General features: G+C 73.6%; 15 protein-coding genes. 7 read left to right on the top strand and 8 right to left on the bottom strand.

The features are described from left to right. Nucleotides 1–26 precede the first annotated feature (26 nt). The 3 genes from ACBJ59_RS25900 to ACBJ59_RS25890 all read left to right on the top strand — a co-directional run bounded on the left by ACBJ59_RS25900 (nucleotide 27) and on the right by ACBJ59_RS25890 (nucleotide 4,027). Nucleotides 27–866 (top strand): ferric reductase-like transmembrane domain-containing protein, encoded by an 840-nt coding sequence (locus ACBJ59_RS25900; protein WP_364119345.1) that lies wholly within the window; start codon nucleotides 27–29, stop codon nucleotides 864–866. A 76-nt stretch (nucleotides 867–942) separates the two neighbouring features. Next, on the top strand, nucleotides 943–2,529 hold the full coding sequence (locus tag ACBJ59_RS25895) for an NADH-ubiquinone oxidoreductase-F iron-sulfur binding region domain-containing protein (RefSeq protein WP_375112849.1): 1,587 nt from the start codon (nucleotides 943–945) through the stop codon (nucleotides 2,527–2,529). Nucleotides 2,530–2,614: 85 nt separating this feature from the next. Continuing rightward, nucleotides 2,615–4,027, top strand: a complete 1,413-nt coding sequence (locus ACBJ59_RS25890; protein WP_375112848.1) for an FAD-binding oxidoreductase — start codon at nucleotides 2,615–2,617, stop codon at nucleotides 4,025–4,027. Here ACBJ59_RS25890 and ACBJ59_RS25885 read toward each other — a convergent pair. The 4 genes from ACBJ59_RS25885 to ACBJ59_RS25870 all read right to left on the bottom strand — a co-directional run bounded on the left by ACBJ59_RS25885 (nucleotide 3,981) and on the right by ACBJ59_RS25870 (nucleotide 8,090). Then, complete coding sequence (locus tag ACBJ59_RS25885) at nucleotides 3,981–4,754, bottom strand: L,D-transpeptidase family protein (RefSeq protein ID WP_375112847.1); 774 nt, start codon at nucleotides 4,752–4,754, stop codon at nucleotides 3,981–3,983. The genes ACBJ59_RS25890 and ACBJ59_RS25885 overlap by 47 nt on opposite strands. A gap of 128 nt (nucleotides 4,755–4,882) precedes the next feature. After that, complete coding sequence (locus ACBJ59_RS25880; RefSeq protein WP_375112846.1) at nucleotides 4,883–5,659, bottom strand: ABC transporter permease; 777 nt, start codon at nucleotides 5,657–5,659, stop codon at nucleotides 4,883–4,885. Further along, a complete protein-coding gene (locus ACBJ59_RS25875) occupies nucleotides 5,656–7,176 on the bottom strand; it encodes an ABC transporter permease subunit (protein WP_375112845.1) in 1,521 nt (506 codons plus the stop codon). The genes ACBJ59_RS25880 and ACBJ59_RS25875 overlap by 4 nt, the downstream gene beginning before the upstream one ends. Then, the gene (locus tag ACBJ59_RS25870; protein ID WP_375112844.1) at nucleotides 7,173–8,090 is read right to left on the bottom strand and encodes an ATP-binding cassette domain-containing protein; all 918 of its coding nucleotides are present in this window, start codon (nucleotides 8,088–8,090) and stop codon (nucleotides 7,173–7,175) included. Before ACBJ59_RS25870 ends, ACBJ59_RS25875 begins: the two co-directional genes overlap by 4 nt. A 136-nt stretch (nucleotides 8,091–8,226) precedes the next feature. Between ACBJ59_RS25870 and ACBJ59_RS25865 the strand changes: the two genes are divergently transcribed. Together ACBJ59_RS25865 and ACBJ59_RS25860 are read left to right on the top strand one after the other, a co-directional pair. Then, nucleotides 8,227–9,537 (top strand): sensor histidine kinase, encoded by a 1,311-nt coding sequence (locus tag ACBJ59_RS25865; protein ID WP_375112843.1) that lies wholly within the window; start codon nucleotides 8,227–8,229, stop codon nucleotides 9,535–9,537. Continuing rightward, complete coding sequence (locus ACBJ59_RS25860) at nucleotides 9,534–10,196, top strand: response regulator (protein WP_375112842.1); 663 nt, start codon at nucleotides 9,534–9,536, stop codon at nucleotides 10,194–10,196. The genes ACBJ59_RS25865 and ACBJ59_RS25860 overlap by 4 nt, the downstream gene beginning before the upstream one ends. A 27-nt stretch (nucleotides 10,197–10,223) precedes the next feature. On the opposite strand, the gene ACBJ59_RS25855 is transcribed toward ACBJ59_RS25860, so the two are convergent. Further along, entirely contained in the window at nucleotides 10,224–11,162 is a 939-nt protein-coding gene (locus tag ACBJ59_RS25855; RefSeq protein WP_375112841.1) for an AraC family transcriptional regulator, read from the bottom strand. Nucleotides 11,163–11,269: 107 nt separating this feature from the next. Between ACBJ59_RS25855 and ACBJ59_RS25850 the strand changes: the two genes are divergently transcribed. Continuing rightward, nucleotides 11,270–12,937 carry an alcohol dehydrogenase catalytic domain-containing protein gene (locus tag ACBJ59_RS25850; RefSeq protein ID WP_375112840.1) on the top strand — a complete coding sequence of 556 codons (1,668 nt, stop codon included), beginning with the start codon at nucleotides 11,270–11,272 and terminating at the stop codon, nucleotides 12,935–12,937. A gap of 6 nt (nucleotides 12,938–12,943) precedes the next feature. On the opposite strand, the gene ACBJ59_RS25845 is transcribed toward ACBJ59_RS25850, so the two are convergent. From ACBJ59_RS25845 to ACBJ59_RS25835, 3 genes are read right to left on the bottom strand one after another with little or no spacing between them, the layout of a single operon-like run. Beyond that, nucleotides 12,944–14,902, bottom strand: coding sequence for an acetoacetate--CoA ligase (locus ACBJ59_RS25845; RefSeq protein WP_375112839.1), 1,959 nt, complete (start codon nucleotides 14,900–14,902; stop codon nucleotides 12,944–12,946). A gap of 57 nt (nucleotides 14,903–14,959) precedes the next feature. Further along, entirely contained in the window at nucleotides 14,960–15,838 is an 879-nt protein-coding gene (locus ACBJ59_RS25840; RefSeq protein WP_375112838.1) for a serine hydrolase, read from the bottom strand. Beyond that, nucleotides 15,835–16,776 carry a LysR family transcriptional regulator gene (locus tag ACBJ59_RS25835; RefSeq protein ID WP_375112837.1) on the bottom strand — a complete coding sequence of 314 codons (942 nt, stop codon included), beginning with the start codon at nucleotides 16,774–16,776 and terminating at the stop codon, nucleotides 15,835–15,837. The genes ACBJ59_RS25840 and ACBJ59_RS25835 overlap by 4 nt, the downstream gene beginning before the upstream one ends. Before the next feature lie 146 nt (nucleotides 16,777–16,922). On the opposite strand from ACBJ59_RS25835, the gene ACBJ59_RS25830 reads away from it, so the two are divergent. Beyond that, nucleotides 16,923–18,455 (top strand): penicillin-binding transpeptidase domain-containing protein, encoded by a 1,533-nt coding sequence (locus ACBJ59_RS25830; protein ID WP_375112836.1) that lies wholly within the window; start codon nucleotides 16,923–16,925, stop codon nucleotides 18,453–18,455. The last annotated feature ends 161 nt before the right edge of the window (nucleotides 18,456–18,616 follow it).

Here is an 18,616-nt window from a genome sequence, read left to right as displayed (position 1 = left end):
CCTCACTCGACCTTGGAGGGAAATACATGCTCCACAGACGAAGCCCTCGGCACGCCCCCACCAAGCTGGACACCAGGAATGTCCGGCTGGGGGCGAGTGCCTCGATCGCCGCGATCGTGCTGTCGGTGTTCGCACTGACCAGGACGGAGCGCGGGATCGGGCTGCTCGGCCAAGGCATCGGCTTCCTCGAGTTCTACGCCGGCGTGTTCGCCCTGGTGCTGCTGACCGCGACCGTCGCGCTCGGCCTGCTGACCACCGAACGCGTCTTCCTGACACCGGCCAACCGGGTCAGGGCCCAGCTCGCTCACCGGGCCACCGCGCTCATCGGGCTGGCGTACCTGGTCACGCACATCACGCTCATGATCAGCCTGGGGCACGTACCGCTGGGGGCTGCGGTCGTGCCGGTCGCCGGAATCTACGTGGGGCTCGGCGCGCTGGCCTTCGACCTGATGGTCGTGGCCGTGGCGACGGGAATGGTCAGAGGCCGGTTCGCGGTGCGGAGCAGGCCGTGGATGTGGCGGATCTTGCACTCCGCCGCGTACGTGGCCTGGCCCGTCGCCATCATGCACGGATTGACGGCCGGCCGCCCGCCGGCCGGTTGGGTGGCCTGGTCCTACGTGGCCTGCCTGGCGGCGGTCGGCGGCGCGCTGATCGTCCGCGTGCTGGCGACCGTGCGCCGGCCACCCGTCATACCCGAGAAGGTCGCAGGACCCGCGGTGACCGCCGCCGCCGCCGTGGGAGTCCCGTCAGAACGTCCTCAGAAGGCCCGGCCTGTCCCGGCCGGCGCCGCGGCGGCGACGGCGACGGCCGCCAACGCACCCGTGAGCCTCGCCGAGGCCCGGCGCAGATATCGGGAGGCCGGATGAGCCCGCTCGCAGTCCCCCTGCTCACGATCCCAAGGGAGAGGCCGTGATTCCGGCTCGAGTGCCACGGGTCTTACGCATGGGTCCCGCCCGGCTCACCGCCGGGCTCGACCACTGCCGCCGGCTCGACCTGCCCGCCCACCGCACACTCCACGGCGTCGTGGAGCCGCGGGAGCTGGGCGAGCTCATGTCGTACGCCAACGAGGTGGACATGCGTGGCCGGGGCGGCGCGGCGTTCCCGTTCGCCCGCAAGCTGAAGGCCGTGGCCGACGCGGCCGGCTCGGGAGAGAGCGTCGTGCTGGTCAACGGCGCCGAGGGCGAGCCGGCCAGCTCCAAGGACGCCATGCTCCTCACCCGCAACCCGCACCTGGTGCTGGACGGGGCGGTGCTGGCGGCCGAGGCGCTGGGCGCCCGCGAGGTGGTCGTCGCCACGGCCGGTGGCGAGGTCGCCGAGGCGTCCGTCGCGGCCGCCGTGGCCGAGCGCCGCGCGGCCAACATCTCCGGCGGCGCGGAGAGCCGCGTCCCGATCCGGGTGGTCGGGATCAAGGAGCGGTTCATCTCCGGCGAGGGCGGCGCGCTCGTGCGCGCGGTCAACGGGGAGGAGGGCATCCCGCCGGGTAGGAAGAAGCGGGCCGCGACGAGCGGCGTGGACGGGCTGCCGACGCTGCTGTCCAACACGGAGACGTACGCGCAGTTCGCGCTGCTGGCCGAGTACGGGCCGGAGAAGTACGCCGAGGTGGGCACCAGCAAGGAGCCGGGCACGATCCTGCTCACCGTCAGCGGCGGCGCGGCCCACGGCGCGGTCATCGAGACGCCCACGGGCACCCTGCTGGCCGACGTGCTCGCGCTGTGCGAGGCGGAGGTCGGCGACGGCGTGCTCGTCGGCGGCTACCACGGCGCGTGGCTGTCGGCGGAGGTCGCAGAGACGGCGGTGATCTCGCGCGAGGGCATGAAGATGGCCGGCGCCACTCTGGGGGCCGGCATCATCGTCCCGCTCGGCGAGTCCACGTGCCCGCTGGGCGAGGCCGCCAGGGTGGCCTCGTACCTGGCGGCCGAGTCGGCCGGCCAGTGCGGCCCCTGCCGGCTCGGGCTGCCCGACGTGGCCCGGGCCATCTGCGCCCTGGCCGAGGGCACGGGCTCGGTGGACGCGGTACGCCGCTCCGTACGCGTCGTCGAGCGCCGCGGCGCCTGCTTCCACCCCGACGGGACGGCCAAGTTCGTGCTGTCGGCGCTGGACGCGTTCGAGACCGAGATCGCCACCCACCTGGAGCACGGCTCCTGCGGCCGGCCGGTACGCGGCGTGCTGCCGATGCCGGAGCGCGAGGCCGAGGCCGAGTTCCGGCTGGAGGTCGACTGGTCCCGCTGCCAGGGGCACGGGCTGTGCGCGCACCTGCTGCCCGAGTTCGTGGACCTGGACGACTACGGGTTCCCCTCGTTCAGGAAGATCCCCGGGTTCATGGCCAGGGAGGCGCGGCGGGCGGTCGACATGTGCCCAGCGCTGGCCCTGCGGCTGGCGCAGACCACCGGCGACGGCCCCCAGCCCGCCGGATCGCCGCTGCGGCTGGTCAAGGACGGGGTGCTCAAGAAGGCCGGGGAGAGCGCGCCACGGCTCAGCCGGGTGGGCGGCGTCACACGGATCACGAGAGTCGGAGGGACGGCCGGGTGATCCCGAAGTGATGCATATGTGACCAACCCGGCGGATCTCCGGCGCGTCTCACCCATGGTTCACACGTTCTACGGGAAGACAGCCCATGAACCGCCGGGATTTCCTGCACGCCACCGCGCTCACCCCGCTGGCACTCTCCGCACCGGCACCTGCTCTCGCCGGGCCACCGCCCGACTGGGCCAGGTTGCGGAGGCGGCTGGCGGGCACGCTCGTGCTGCCGGGGGATGCCGGATACGCCGCCGCCCGCCGCCTGTACAACCCGGCCTACGACGGGATCAGGCCGCAGGCGGTCGCCTACTGCGCGAACCCGGCGGACGTCTCGGCGTGCCTGGCGTTCGCGCGGGCCGCCGGCGTGCGGGTCACCAGCCGCTCGGGCGGCCACTCGTACGCGGGCTGGTCCACCGGTACCGGACTGGTGATCGACGTGTCCAGGATGAGCTCGGTCGCCTACGCCGGCGGCCGGGCCACGATCGGCGCGGGCGCCAAGCTCATCGACGTCTACGACCGCCTCGCCCGCCGTGGCGTGAGCATCCCCGCGGGCTCCTGCCCCACCGTCGGGATCGCCGGGCTCGCGCTGGGCGGGGGCATCGGCGTGGTCTCCAGGAAGTACGGGCTCACGTGCGACGTCCTCGAGTCGGTACGCGTGGTCACGGCCGACGGCCGGCTGCTGACCTGCGACGCCGGGCACCACGCCGGGCTCTACTGGGCCTGCCGGGGCGGTGGCGGCGGCAACTTCGGCGTGGCGGTGTCCTTCACGTTCAGCACGCACCCGGCCGGCGACCTCACCGTGTTCTTCCTGCACTGGCCGTGGGCGAAGGCGGCCCGGGCGGTGCGGGCGTGGCAGTCGTGGGGGCCGTCCGCCCCGGACGAGCTGTGGTCGTCGCTGCACCTGACGCGCTCGGCGGGCGGGCTGGACGTGCGGATCGGCGGCGTCCACCTCGGGCCCAGGTCCGCGCTGGACCGGCTGCTGGCCCCGCTCGTCGCCGGGATCGGCCGGCCGTCGTCCCGCTCGGTGCGCACGACCTCCTACCTGGACGCCATGAAGATCATGGCGGGCTGCTCGTCGATGTCGGTGGCCGAGTGCCGGCGGATGCCGCGGGCGGCGTTCTCGGCCAGGTCGCACCTGGCCTACCGGAGGTTGCCGGCGGACGGGGTGCGGGCGCTGGTGAACGGAGTGGCACGCGGCGGGCGGCACTCGGTGCTGATGGACGCCATGGGCGGGGCGATCGGCCGGGTCAGCCCGTCGGCCACGGCGTTTCCCCATCGGGCGGCGCTTTTCAGCGTGCAGTATTACGCGGAAGGGATGGGTCGAAGCTGGTTGCGTGGTTTGCATGGCGACATGTCCCGATATTTCGGGGATCACGCCTATGTGAATTACATTGACCCGGATTTAGGAAATTGGCGGAGCGCGTACTACGGGTCGAACGCCGCGCGGCTGGCGGAGGTGAAGGCTACCTACGATCCCGATCGCGTGTTCCGCCTGCCGCACGGTCTTTAGACCAGTCGAACCCGCCCCGGACGTACACGGGTTCGCCGATCTTCACGATCTCGTACAGGCGCTTGGAGGTCTCGATCGGCAGGCGTACGCACCCGTGGGAGGCCGGGCGCAGCGGCACCCTGGTCGAGCCGTGCATGGCGATGCCACCGGTGAAGTACAGCGAGTTGAACATCGACCCCAGCCGCCCCGTCGTCCAGCCCGGCGCCCGCCGCGACACGCGGAAGTTCCCCACCGGCGTGATCGCGTTCCCGCAGCGCCCGTCCTTGCAGTAACGCACCTCCGCGCCGGAGGAGATGTGCGAGAAGAGCACGGGCCTGCGGTCACGGTAGACGGTGAGGAGCTGGTCACGCAGGTCGATCTCGACCCGGTCCGGCCCGCCCTCCGGCACCAGGGGGCGCCAGCGGAACGGCCGGTCGAGCGCCCTCCACACCTGCGGCCCGATCTCTCCCTGGGGCATCATCCGCCGGCTCTTCTGCAGCGCCCACACCGCGAGCTTGGTCTGCTCGTCGTACACGCCGTGGATCCGCCCGTAGTAGTAGCGCCCGGTGTGCAGCCGCCGCTGCAGCAGCCTGACGGCCTCCCCGCGGTCCCCGGGCCGCAGCACGACCCCTTTCACCGCTTCCGTGTCCGTTGTGTCCGGCGTGTCCGCCGCGGCGGCGACCGGCAGGCCGCAACTGATGCCGGCAACGACGCCGAGGGCGACAATTCCCCGAAGTTTTGTCCTCATAAATCGACGCGTACCCAGGTTCGCCGAGAATTCATCTCATACAGAGGTTTTGGCAAGCAAAGTCCCGGCCTAATAAGCGAATCACGTTAAATATGGGCATTTCCCTTTTATGGCTGCACAATTGCGCGTCACGCGTCGCGCGAGCGGAGCAGCAGGCCGCCGCCCACCAGCGCCGCGGCGGCCCAGGCGGCGACCACGCCGAGGCCGGCCCACGGGCCGATGAGCATGCTCGGCAGGCTCGTGGTGGCCTGGACGGCCAGCCCGGCGTTCATCGGCGAGAGCCGCCACAGCCACAGCTGCAGATCCTGGTTCCTGACCATGAGGACGACGAGCGGGAAGAGGTAGAGCAGCCCCAGCACGGCTCCGGTGGCCACCGCCGAGTCGCGTACGGCCGTCGCCACCCCCAGGCTGATCAGCGCGACCAGCACGAGATAGAGCACGGAGCCGGCCGCCGCGCGCAGCGTGGGCCCGTCGAGCAGCGACAGCGGCGGATGGCCGTGCTCGGGGGTGAAGCCGTTGCCGGGCAGCAGCAGCCGCCCCGCCAGCACGGACCCGAGCACGGCCACGGTTCCGGCGGCCGCCGTCAGCCCGGCGAGCAGGCCCGCCCTGGCCGCCAGCCCGGCGATCCGGCGCGGCATCGCGGTGAGGCTCGTCCGGATCATCCCCGTGCCGTACTCCCCGCAGACCGCCACCACGGCCAGCAGCGCGACCAGCCCCTGGCCGAGCTGGACCCCGAAGAGGCCGATCCGGGCCGCGTCCTGCCCGCAGCCCGCCGACGGACATGTCATGACGGCGGCCGCGACCGCGCTCCCGGCCACGGTCAGCACGACCGCCCCGAGCAGCAGCAGGCCGGGGGCCGCCACCGTGCGCAGCTTCGTCCACTCCGCGTGCAGTTCCCGCCTCACGCGTCCCTCCTGTTCAGCCGGTGGACGGCCAGTCCGAGGGCGAGGGCCGCGTACGCGCACAGCACCGCGAACCCGCCCCACGGCGGCAGCGGGTAGTAGCCGGACGCCGGCGCGTAGTGCGAGATCACCTGCGCGTACTCCGGGATACTCTGCTGGATCGCGAAGCCGGCGGCGGGGGTGAGCCGCAGCAGCCACCGCGACGCCTCGTCCGGCAGGATGGACGCGGTCGCCAGCACGTACGGGACGACCAGCGCCAGGATCGCCACGATGACCGCCATCGAGCTGCGCCGGAAGAGCGCGCCGAGGGCGAGGGCGAGGATGGCGGCCACGGCGAGCAGGGCCGCGACGCCCGCGATCACCCGCACCTCGGTCAGCGTGCTCACCGGAAGGGTGAAGATGCCGTTGCCGCGCAGGATCCCGCGGGCGACCGGGAGCGTGACGGCGGTGGCCGCCAGCCCGGCCACGAAGGTGGCCGCCCCCACCACGGACGCCTTGGCCACCAGCACCCGGCCGCGCCGCGGGCTGGCCAGCAGCGTGGTGCGGATCAGCCCCCGCCGGTACTCCGCCGTGACGAACAGCACCGCCACCACGATCACCACGATGAGCGCGACCAGCGTGCCGGTCAGCGTGCGCTCGATGGTGCCCTCGTGTGTGTTCGGGGCGATGTCGCCGGTCCCCGTGACGGCGAACGTGCCGCCGTGCCGGATGTGCGTGCCGGGGTGGTGCACGTTCCCGTCCGGGTTCACGTCGGCGCCGATGTCGTCCCCGCGCCACGTGCCGCCGGGCGCCGCGCCACGCACGCCGACCTGGTCCATGATCGCGGTGACCTCGGCGAAGCGCGAGGCCGCCGCCGACCCGCCGAGCGGGTTCCGCGTCACCCGGACGTCGCCCGGGGAGGCCGCGAACACGCCGATGCGCACCTTGGCCGGCAGCCCTTCCAGGCGGGCGGTGCCGATCCTGATCCACGTCCTGCCGTCGCGCGACTCCTCGCCGATGATCGTGTCGGCGGCGCGGGTCAGCCGCAACCAGCGCGGGGCTCCGGCGGACACGCCCTCGGGGCCGCCGGCGACGTCCTCGGTGAAGTCGTGCTGCATGCGCACGCCGTGCGCGCCCGTGACCATCACCGCGGCGTACGCGGCCCCCGGCTCGGCGCTCTCCTTGACCATCACCCCGGCCTTCGCCCACGGCACGACGCCGGAGACGACGTTCCGCACGCCCGGGGTCTCGTCGGGCAGGCGGATCTGGCCGCTCATGGAGGTCACGCGGGCGGTGATGAACCCGTTCCCGTTCAGCTCCTGGCTGACGAAGTAGAACCGGTCGTCGACGGCCACGCCGTTCGGGCCCAGCGTGGGCCAGGGACAGGGCACCTCGATCGGGCCCTGGCTACACGAGGAGTTGCTGCCGGTGGCGAAGAGCAGGCCGAGCCCCACGATGAGCAGCGAGGAGGCCACCAGGCCGGCCACCCACCCGCGTACCGTCCTGAGCTTGGTCCACTCGGCGCGCAGCAGGCGGGTCATCGCGCCGCTCCCCGGAACTCCACGGCGTCCCTGGTGAGATCCAGGTACGCCTCCTCCAGCGTCGCCCGATGGGCGCTCACCTCGGAGAAGGGCACCGACTCCGCCCCGAGCAGCCGGACGATTTCCCCCGCGGGCAGGCCGGAGACGACCAGCGCGTCCCGCTCGCCGGCCGCCACCGTGGCCCCGGCCCGGGCCAGGGCCGACATGGCCGCCGAGCGTGCCCCCGTACGCAGTGTCACCCGGTCGCGGGACGCCGAGGTGATCAGCTCGTCCACCCCGACGTCCGCGACGACCCGGCCGCGGCCCACCACCACGAGATGGCCGGCGGTGTCCTGCAGCTCGCTCATCAGGTGACTGGAGACGAGTACGGCGCGGCCCTCGGCGGCCAGCGACCGCAGGAAGCCGCGGATCCACACGATGCCCTCGGGGTCGAGCCCGTTGAACGGCTCGTCCAGCATGAGCACCGGCGGGTCGCCGAGCAGCGCGGCGGCGATCCCCAGCCGCTGGCGCATGCCCAGCGAGTAGCCGCCGGCCCGGCGCCGCGCGGCCGTGGCCAGCCCCACCTGCTCCAGCACCTCGTCCACGCGCCGGACCCCCAGGCCCTGGGAGTGGGCCAGCCACAGCAGGTGGTTACGCGCGGTACGGCTCGGCTGCAGCGCGGCCGCGTCGAGCAGCGCGCCGACGTGGCTCAGCGGACGGCGCAGGCTCCGGTACGGCCGCCCGCCCACCAGTGCCCGGCCCTCGTCGGGCGCGTCCAGTCCGAGCACCACCCGCATCGTCGTGGACTTGCCCGCGCCGTTCGGCCCGACGAACCCGGTCACCTGCCCCGGCAGCACGCTGAACGTCATCCCGTCCAGCGCCGTCGTCCCTCCGAACCGCTTGCGCAGCCCGCTGACTTCGATGGTCGCTTCCATGCCAGGCAGACTAGGCAGCGGTGGCGGGCACGATCGTCACGCCGGGGAGCGATCCTCGCCGTCGCTCGTGCCAGCGAGAACCCGTCCCTCGTACGAGGGATGCCAGACGGGGGGACGGCGGGAAACAATGATGGCCGTGGAGTACGACCGGCGTGGCAGGTGGGCGGGCCCGGTGGGGTGGATCGTCCCCTACCTGCCGATCGTGATCGTCGCGCTGCTGACACTGCTCGCCGTGGCCGAGTCGATCGCGCAGTCCGGGCACGCGGCGAGCCTGTCGTTCTCGGAGACGGTCGTGGCACCGGCCGGCGATCCGACCTCGCAGCCCGGCGGTGTCCCGGCCGCACGGCCCGGCGACGCCCCGGCCGCGCAGGCCGGCGGCGACGGCGCGATTCCGCAGGTCGTGATCTTCCCGCTGCTCGCGCTGGCCACCACGCTGCCCCTCGTCCTGCTGTGGAACCAGCCGGCCGTGGCCGGGCTCCTCGTCACGGCGGCGAGCCTGCTGTCGATCGGCGCCTTCCACACCTTCACCGCGGCCGGTCTGGTGGCGCAGCTCGTCGCGGCCTACCGGCTCGGCGGGGCGGCGTGGCGGGCCGTGCTCATCACCGTCCCCTACCCGCTGCTGGCGGTGGCGCTCGAACGCGCCGGCCTGCCGGGAGGCACGACCCGCCTGCTCATGCTGCTGCTGGCCTGCCTGGTCCCGGCGGCGGCGCTGGCCGGGATCGCCCGCCGCGCCCGCGGCCAGGCCAGGACCGACACGGCCGCCCGGCAGGTCATCGCCGACAGCCTGCTGGAGCACGCCGCCCGAGGCGAGCGCGCCCGTATCGCCAGGGAGCTGCACGACGTCGTGGCGCACCACATCTCCATGGTCGCCGTGCAGGCCGAGACGGCCAGGCTGGCGGTCCCCGGCATGCCCGCGGCCGGGGCGGAGCGGCTGTCCGCGATCGGCGACACCGCCAGGGCCGCGCTGACGGAGATGCGGCGGCTGCTCGGCGTGCTGCGCGAGGACGCCGAGGCGGAGCCGACCTGGCGCCCGCAGCCCGGCCTGCGGCTCGACGAGCTCAACGAGCTGCTCGACGAGGCGCGGGAGGCGTCGGGGAGCGGGGTGCGGCTGATCCTGCGCGGCGCGCCGGTCGAGCTCGATCCGGGGGTGGAGCTGGCGGCGTACCGGATCGTCCAGGAGGCGCTCACCAACGCCCGGCGGCACGCGCCGGGCGCCGCCGTGGACGTGGAGCTGGACTACACCGGCGACACCCTGCACCTGGCCGTCCGCGACAACGGCCCGGGCCCGCGCGCCACGGGGGCGGGCGGCGCGGAGGTGGGGGGTGGGCACGGGTTGTCCGGGATGCGGGAGCGGGCGACGGCGGTCGGGGGCGAGCTGCGCACCGGCCCCGCACCGGGCGGCGGTTTCCTGGTCGAGGCCCGGCTGCCCGGGAAGAGCGCCGCATGACGGCGGCGATCAGGGTGGTGATCGCCGACGATCACCTGGTCGTGCGCACCGGGTTCGCCGAGCTGCTCGACACCCAGCCGGACTTCGAGGTGGCCGGCACCGCCGCCGACGGGGCCGAGGCGGTCCGGGTCTGCCGCGAGGTGTCACCGGACGTCGTGCTCATGGACGTACGCATGCCCGGCATGGGCGGCATCGAGGCCACCCGGCTGCTGGCGGGTCCAGAGGGGCCGCGGGTGCTCATCCTGACCACGTTCGACCTCGACGAGTACGTCTACGACGCCCTCCGGGCCGGCGCCAGCGGCTTCCTGCTCAAGGACGTCACCGCCGAGCGCCTCTTCGACGCCGTACGCGTGATCGCCGCCGGGGAGGCGCTGCTGGCCCCGGCCGTGACCCGGCGCCTCATCAGCGAGTTCGCCCGGCTGAGCCCCCGCCCGCCGGCCAGGACGCTGTCCACGCTCACCCCGCGCGAGACGCAGGTCCTGCGCCTGGTCGCGGAGGGCCTGTCCAACCCCGAGATCGCCGCCCGGCTGATCGTCACGGAGGAGACGGTCAAGACCCACGTGAGCCGCGTGCTGAACAAGCTCGGCCTGCGCGACAGGACCCAGGCCGTCGTCACGGCATACGAGACCGGCCTGGTCGTACCGGGCGAACGAGGCTGACCCCGGTCCGGACGCGCGAATCGGCCGTCAGGCTGCCGGTGCCGGGCAGCCGTCGCGCCGGTAGCGGCCGGGCGCCATGCCGTATTCCCGCTTGAACGCGTTGGCGAAGGCGAACTCCGACCCGTAGCCCACCTGGGCGGCGATCTCGCTCAGCGGCGCGTCCGTCTCCTTCAGCAGCCGGGCGCCGGAGGCCAGCCGCCACCACGTGAGGTACGCCAGCGGCGGCTGCCCCACCAGCGTGGCGAACCGGCGGGCGAACGCCGCCCGCGACAGCCCCGCCCGCGACCCGAGCTCGGCCACGGTCCACGGGTGGGCCGGGTCGCGGTGCATGGCGTCGAGCGCCGTGCTGATCTCCGCGTCGGCCAGCGCCGCCGACCAGCCGGACACCTCGCAGTGCCCGTGCTCGGCCGTGAACCAGGCCCGCAGGATGTACAGCAGCAGGGTGTCGAGCAGGGACGAGACGATCGTGTCGGCGCCCAGCCGGGGATGGTGGATCTCGGCGCCCAGCAGGTCGACGGCGGCGCGCACCTCGGGGTGCAGCCCGGGGCCGGCCGGCAGGTGGATCATCTCGGGCAGGTCCCGCAGCAGCGGGTGCGCCCGGCTCGGGTCGAGCCGGTAGCCGCCGCACAGCAGCACCGTGGCCGGGCCCTGCCCGCCGATCGACGCGGAGGCGAACAGCTCGGCGTCCTCGGCCGGGTCGCACTCCGGCTCGGCCACCGGCGTCCCCGGGCTGTCGGCCATCGCGTAGCCGTGCCCGTACGGGAAGAAGACCACGTCGCCGGCGGACAGCATGACCGGCGGGCCCCCCGGTGGCAGCAGCCAGCCCGACCCCTGCAGGACCACCTGGAACGCGGCCGACCCGGGCGAGGAGGGGAATCGCTGGCCCCAGGGGGCACGCCACTCGACGCGCGCCGAGCGGGGCCGCCCGGTGCGCATGATGGCGATCACGTCGCTGAGCACATCCACACGAGGACTCTAACCCGAAAGACGCTGGCGTATGAATGGAAGACATCAACGCATTGGCCATCTCTCATCGCTCCCCTACGGTTCCAGGAGAGGAAAGGAGAGCGACTATGGGACGGATTCTGGTGACCGGGGCGACCGGCACGGTCGGACGGCACGCGGTGGCGCTGTTGCGGCAGGAGGGGGCCGAGGTCGTGGCCCTGAGCAGCGGCACGGGCGATCTGCGGGACCCGGGTTCGCTGCCGCTGGACGGGGTGGGCGCGGTGCTGCTGGTGTGGCCGTTCGCCACGGCCGAGGGCGCGCGGGAGGTGGTGGCGGCCATCGCCGGGCAGGCGCGGCGGGTGGTCTACCTGTCCTCCGCCGCCCGGCGCGATCATGAGCGCGAGATCGAGCGGCTGATCGAGGCGTCGGCCCGGGAGTGGACGTTCCTGCGCCCGCACGCCTTCGCGGCCAACGCGCTGCGGTGGGCGCGGCAGGTCAGGGCCGGAGTGGTACGCGGTGCGTACGGGGCGGCCGCCATGCCGCCGGTGCACGAGCGGGACGTCGCGGCCGTGGCCGTACGGGCGCTGCTGGACGAGGGGCACCACGGCGCGGCCCTGCACCTGACGGGGCCCGAGACGATCACGCAGGCCGATCAGGTGCGGACCATCTCCGAGGTCACCGGGATCCCGGCCCGCTGGGAGGAGCTCCCGCCGGAGCGGGCCCGCGCCGGCCTGCCGGCCGAGGGCCTGCCGGCCGGCGTGGTGGACGAGGTGCTGCGGGCCCAGGCCGGGCTGGTGACCGAGCCGGCCCCGGTCACCTCGACGGTCGAGGAGGTCACGAAGGTCCCGGCGAGCACGTTCCGCGAGTGGGTGGCGGAGCACGCCGGCGCCTTCCGCGACGTGCCCCCCGCGCCGCCCACGATGCGGGCGGCCCGCATCCACGCGTTCGGCGACGCCTCGCAGATCCGCGAGGAGGAGGTGGACACGCCCCGGCCGGGGCCCGGGGAGGTGCTCGTCGAGGTGGCCGCCACGTCGTTCAACCCCGCCGAGGTCGGCCTGCGGTCGGGGCTGCTGCCCGAGGTGTTCGGCACGGACCTGCCGCGGACACTCGGCTGGGACGTCTCCGGCACGGTCGTCGAGACCGGCGCGGGCGTCACCGGCCTGGCGCGGGGCGACCGGGTGTTCGGGGTGGTGAGCGGCGCGGCGGCCGGATACGTGGTGGCCGCCGCGGACCTCCTGGCCCGGGCGCCGCGCAGCATCCCGCTCGCCGACGCCGCGGCCGTCCCCGTGGCCGGGCTCACCGCCTGGCAGGCCATCCACGAGCACGCCCGCATCACCCCGGGGCACCGGGTCCTGATCAACGGCGCGGGCGGCGGCATCGGCCTGTTCGCCGTACGGCTGGTCAAGCTGATCGGCGCGCACGTCACCGCCACGGCGAGCCCGCGCAGCGCCGATGCGGTACGCCGGCTCGGCGCCGACGTGCTGGTCGACTACACCGCCGAGCCGCTGCCCCGCGACATGGACGTGCTGCTCAACCTGGCCGCGATCCCCGGTGACACGGCCGCCGAGCTGGCCGGGCTGGCGCCGGCGGCCGTCACGGTCGCCACCCCGATCGAGGGCGCCACGCACTTCGTGACGCGCGACGACCCGGAGCAGCTGGCCCACCTCGCGACCCTGATCGACGAGGGCGGCCTGGTGGTCGAGGTCGCGGAGTCGCATCCGCTGTCCGAGCTCCCCGAGATCCACCGGCGCGCCGAGGCCGGCGACACCCGCGGGAAGATCACGATCCACCCCTGAGCCGGCTCAGGGCGTGAAGTGGCGCAGCACCTCCGGGTTGGCCATGGCATCGGGGTTGGCCGCCTGCTCGACGGGGGTGCCGAGGAGGATCTTGCGTACGGGGACCTCGAGCTTCTTGCCCGACAGCGTGCGCGGGATGCCGGGCACCACGCGGATCTCGTTGGGCACGTGGCGCGGCGACAGCTCCGTGCGCAGGGCGGCGCAGAGCTCCCGCTCCAGCGGCTCGGTCAGCTCGGCGCCCTCGGCGAGGGTCACGTACAGGAGCAGCCGCCCCTCCTGCCCGAGCTGGCCGGTGTCGATCACCAGGCTGTCGGCGATCTCGTCGAACCGCTCGACCACCCGGTAGAACTCGCTGGTGCCCATCCGCACGCCGCCCCGGTTGAGCGTCGAGTCGGAGCGGCCGTAGATCACGCAGCTGCCGTCCTCGTTGATCTTGATCCAGTCGCCGTGCCGCCACACGCCGGGGTAGACGTCGAAATAGCTCTCGGTGTAGCGCTCGCCGCCGGGGTCGTTCCAGAACATCACCGGCATGGACGGCATCGGCCGGGTCAGCACCAGCTCGCCCACCTCGCCCACGACCGCCTCGCCCAGGGGGTCGAACGACTCCACCCGCGCCCCCAGCGACCGGCACGGGATGATCCCGGCCCTGATCGGGTGCAGCACGGTGGCCCCGACGAACCCGGTGCACACGTCGGTGCCGCCGGAGAACGACCCCAGCGGGACCCCCGGCAGCGCGGCCGCCACCCAGGCGAACCCCTCGGGCGGCAGCGGCGACCCGGTCGAACCGACCCCGCGCAGCCTGTCGAGCCCCTCGGGGCGGATGCCGGCCTTGAGCGAGGCCATGATGTACGGCGCCCCGACCCCGAAGTAGGTCACCCTCTCCGAGGCGGCGATCCGCCAGAGCGCGGCCGGCGAGGGGTGGGTGGCCGCGCCGTCGTACAGCACGGGCGTGGCTCCCACCAGGAGGGCGCCGATGAGGTAGTTCCACATCATCCAGCCCGTGGTGGTGTACCAGAAGAACACATCGCCCTCGCCCAGGTTCTGGTGGAAGGCGAGCGACTTGAGGTGTTCGAGCACCACGCCGCCGTGGCCGTGCACGATCGGCTTGGGCAGCCCGGTCGTGCCGCTGGAGTAGAGGATCCACAGCGGGTGGTCGAACGGCACCCGCTCGAACTCCAGCGGCCCCTCCTCGGCCCGCAGCCCCTCCCAGCCGATCACCTCGCCGTGCGGCATCTCCTGGGTGCGCGCCGGGGCGGGCTCGGCCTGCTGCGGCGGGCGGCCCTCCTCGGCCGCCGTCAGGTAGGGGATCCACACCGTCGCGCGCAGCGAGGGCAGCTCGGCGGCGATCTCGTTGACGGCGGCCGAGCGGTCGTAGCTCTTGCCGTTGTAGTGGTAGCCGTCGACGGCGATGAGCACCTTGGGCTCGATCTGCTTGAACCGGTCGACGATGCTCGGCACCCCGAAGTCGGGCGAGCCGGCCGACCAGATGGCGCCCAGCGAGGCCGTGGCCAGGCAGGCGATCAGGGCCTGTGGGATGTTGGGCAGGTAGGCGGCCACCCGGTCGCCGCGCCCGACGCCGAGGCGGACGAGCCCGGCCCTGACGCGGGCGACCTCATCGCGCAGCTCGGCGCGGCTCAGCTCCTGCCGGGCGCCGTCCTCGGAGACGAACACCAGGGCGGTGCCCTCGGTGTGGCGCAGCGCGTTCTCGGCGTAGTTGAGCGAGGCGCCGGGGAACCAGGTCGCGCCCGGCATCGTCCCCGAGAGCGCGGGCCCGTCGCCCCGGTCCCCGATCACCTCGAAGTAGTCCCAGATCGACGTCCAGAACTCCCCGGGCCGGTCGACCGACCACCGCCACGCGTCCTCGTAGTCGCCGGACCTGCCCAGCGACCTCAGGTAATGGGTCAGCCTCGCCGACTCGACGACCTCTTCGCTCGGCTCCCAGAGAAGCTCGCCCTCAGCAACCATGTGCCCATCCTGTCGCCCGTCCGGGGGAAAGTCATACCCGGCCTTCCCCATAACTTGCTACCTCCGTAGGTGGTCCACCGCCATACGTGCGGCCGTGCCGATCACCGCGTCGGCGCGCGGCTGGTTGAGCGCGGTGCTGAAGGAGCGGGTGAAGACCGACACCGCGTAGCGGCCGCCGTCGGGGTATTCGACGACGCCCGACTCGCAGCGCAGGGTCGGGATCGTGCCGGTCTTGCCGCTGACGGCCACGTCGTCGTACGGGAAGCCGGAGGCCAGCCGGTGCGGCCACACCTGCCTGTTGAGCACCGACCGCATCCAGGCGCACGACGGCTCCGAGGCCGCCTCGTCCCGCCAGATCAGCCCGAAGAGCCGGGCCATCTCCCGGGGGGTGCTGCGGTTGGCGCGGGCGGGGTCCAGCGCGCTCAGGCGGGCTATGTCGTCGGGATCCACGTACGGCCACCCGTGCCCGGTGTCGCGGCTCATGCTCTCGTTGATCTCCCCCGCGCCCTGCACCACACGCGTCCCCGTCAGCCCGAACGCGTCCATCGTGGCGTTGACCGCGTCGAACCCCACCCGCTCCAGCAGCACGTCGGCCGAGGTGTTGTCGCTCAGCGCGATCATCAGGTACGCCATGTCGCGCAGCGAGATCGTCACGTCGTCGAGCATCGCCGAGATCCCCGTCGGCCCCGTCGACCGCACGCCGGCCGGCACGGTGACCCGGCCGGTGACGTCGAGCAGCCCCGCGTCCGCCTGCCTGCAGAGCGCCACCAGCAGCGGCACCTTGAACATCGAGGCCGTGGGCAGCGGCTCGTCGGGGCCGTGGCCCACCTCGTGGCCGGTGTCGATGTCGGCCGCGTACATCCAGCCCGTCACGCCGGCCGCCCGGAACAGGCTCTCGAAGTCGGGCGCGCCCCGGCCCGCGATCGCGACGCTCATGCCAGCATCCCCGGCCTGCCCCGGACCCGCCGGGCGGGCCCGATCTCCGGCAGGGCGCCCTCGTCGGTCATCCCGGCGCTCTCCTTCAACGTCCGTACGGCCACGGCCGCGAAGTCGGTGAGCGGGTGATCCGTGGCGGCCGCCACCGCGCGCCAGGCGGTGGAGACCCGGCTCGTGATCGGCGAGCCTAGCAGCGGCCGCCACGCCAGTCCCGGCAGCTCCATCCTCGGCCCGAACGCCACCGCCGCCCCCGCCAGCACCAGCCCGAGCCCGGCGCCCTCGTGCACCTGCGCCGGTACGAACCCGTGGCGGCGGCACTCCGCCAGCACCTCGCCGTGCCAGCCGGGCTCGCCCTCCTTGGGCGGCATCAGCAGCTCGCGCCCCGCCAGGTCGGCCAGATGCACCTCGCCGACGCCGGTGAGCGGGTCACCCGAGGCCAGCAGCACGCCCTGCGCCTGCACCAGGACCTGGCCGAAGCGCAGGCCGGGCGCGGTGACCGGATGGCGTACGAGGCCGACGTCGATCGCGCCCTCGGCCAGGGCCGTCACCTGGTCGGCGGTCCAGATCTCGGCGGGCGCGAGACGTACGTCCGGGTTGCTCTCGCGGAAGGCGGCGACCAGGGCGGCGAGCACGGCGGCGGCGAGGTCGGGCGGCACGCCCACCTTCAGCACCGCGCCCTGGCCCTGCCTGGCCAGCTCGTGCAGCCGGTCCACCCGGGCCACGATCTCGCGGGCCTCGCCCAGCAGCAGCCGGCCCGCCTCGGTGAGCCGGACCTGGCGGGCGGAGCGGTCGAAGAGCCGCACGCCGAGCTCCTCCTCCAGGCGCTTGATGCGCTGGCTGAGCGGCGGCTGGGCCATGCCGAGCCGGATCGCCGCGTTGCCGAAGTGGAGTTCCTCCGCCACCACGGTGAAGTAGCGGAGGTGCCGGACCAGGTCCATGAGCAGCCACTATATCCAGATTTATATCTAGGTTGGGCTCATATCAATATTGGACACGAGCATCCGGGCTCTGGTGTCATCCCGACATGGCACCACAAACGGGGAGAATTTATGGCAGGCGTCGCCGCAGACGGTGGCCCTGGATCGTGGCGGCACTCCTGGTCCCGGCGCTCGTGGCGGGCGGCGTCATCTGGGTCCTGCGGACGGAGGGGTCGCCGGAGGAGACGGCCGACCACTACCTTGCGGCCTGGTCCGCCCAGAATTACGCGGCGATGCGGGCGCTGGTCGCGGACCCGCCCGCCGATTTCGAGAGCCGGCACCGGCGTTTCCTCGCCGATCTGAAGGTCACCCAGGCCACCTTCCACCGTCCGACCTCGACGGGGGTCTTCGCCGACCAGGGCGCGGACGACGACGACGGCGTCTCCTTCCAGGCCAAGCTGACGGGGCGGCGGGACTGGGACTACGGCGGGCGGCTGCGGCTCGTGGAGCGCGGCGGCGCGTGGAAGGTGGCCTGGACGCCCGCCACCATTCACCCCCTGCTGAAGAAGGACCTGTCGCTCCGGGCGGTCACGCAGCAGGGCGACCCCGTACGCGTCCTCACCGCCGACGGCACCGAGGTCAACAACCCCGGTGCGCCGGGCTCGGTGCAGCAGCTCGTCGAGGGCATGAAGCAGACCTTCCCCGACCGCTTCGAGGCGCCCGGCCGTACCAGGATCGACCTCTACCGCGGCGACCAGCCCGTCAAGACCGTCGTGCCGGCCGGCGGCACCCGGCCGATCCAGACCACGATCGACCTGAAGGTGCACCGGGCGGGGGCCAGTGCACTGGAGGGCGTGGACAAGCCGGCCTCCCTGGTGGCGCTGCGGGCCTCGACCGGGGAGATCCTGGCCGCGCTCAACGCGCCGGGCGGGTTCAACCGGGCGCTGATGGGCAAGTACCCGCCGGGCTCGACGTTCAAGGTCGTGACCGCCTCCGCCCTGGTCGCCGGCGGCGTCGAGCCGGGCCGGCAGGTGACGTGCCCGGCCGAGAAGAACATCGGCGGCTTCCCGTTCCACAACGCGGGCTTCGAGGACTTCGGCACGCTGTCGTTCCGGGACGCGTTCGCGCACTCCTGCAACACCACGTTCGGGGAGATGAGCGTGGCCCAGCTCAACGACGGCCGGCTCGCCGAGGTGGCCAGGAGCTTCGGCTTCGACACCCCGATCACCCCCGGGGTGCCCGCCGTACGCGCCGAGTTCCCCGACCCCAAGGACGACACCGACCTGGCCTCCGCCTCGATCGGTCAGGGCCGGGTGCTGGCGAGCCCCCTGAACATGGCCTCGGTCGCCGCCGCGATCGCCTCCGGCGCCTGGATCCCGCCCAGGCTGGTCACCGGCGAGCACTTCCCCGGGCAGCAGCCGGACAACCCGCGCCCGCTGGAGGAGGGGGTGGTGAAGGCCCTGCGCAAACTCATGCCCGCCGTCGTCACCGACGGCACGGCGCACGGGGTGAGCTTCCCGGCAGGCACGGCGGGCAAGACCGGGACGGCGGAGTACGGCTCGGGCAAGGAACCGCCGGCGCACTCGTGGTTCATCGGCTACAAGGGGGACCTGGCGTTCTCGGTCATCGTCGAGGGCGGCGGCGCCGGCTCCGCCGTAGCGGCCCCCATCGCGGCCCGCTTCCTCCGCGCCCTCGCCTGACCCTGCGCCCCGACCGGGGACCGGCCCCCACCGCACTTCGCCCGAGGTCCTCCGGGGAGGAGGAAGGCGAGTGGGCTGAGCGGGGCCGGGCGAGCGGTGGGGTCAGGTGGGTCGACGGGTCGCGCCGAGCGCCACGGCGGGTCGGGGAAGGGGTGGGTGGG

This window comes from Nonomuraea sp. MTCD27, from assembly GCF_041950495.1.
Lineage (GTDB): Bacteria > Actinomycetota > Actinomycetes > Streptosporangiales > Streptosporangiaceae > Nonomuraea.
Note: the sequence above shows the minus strand (reverse complement) of the source record. Positions and strands in the feature narration are given on the sequence as shown.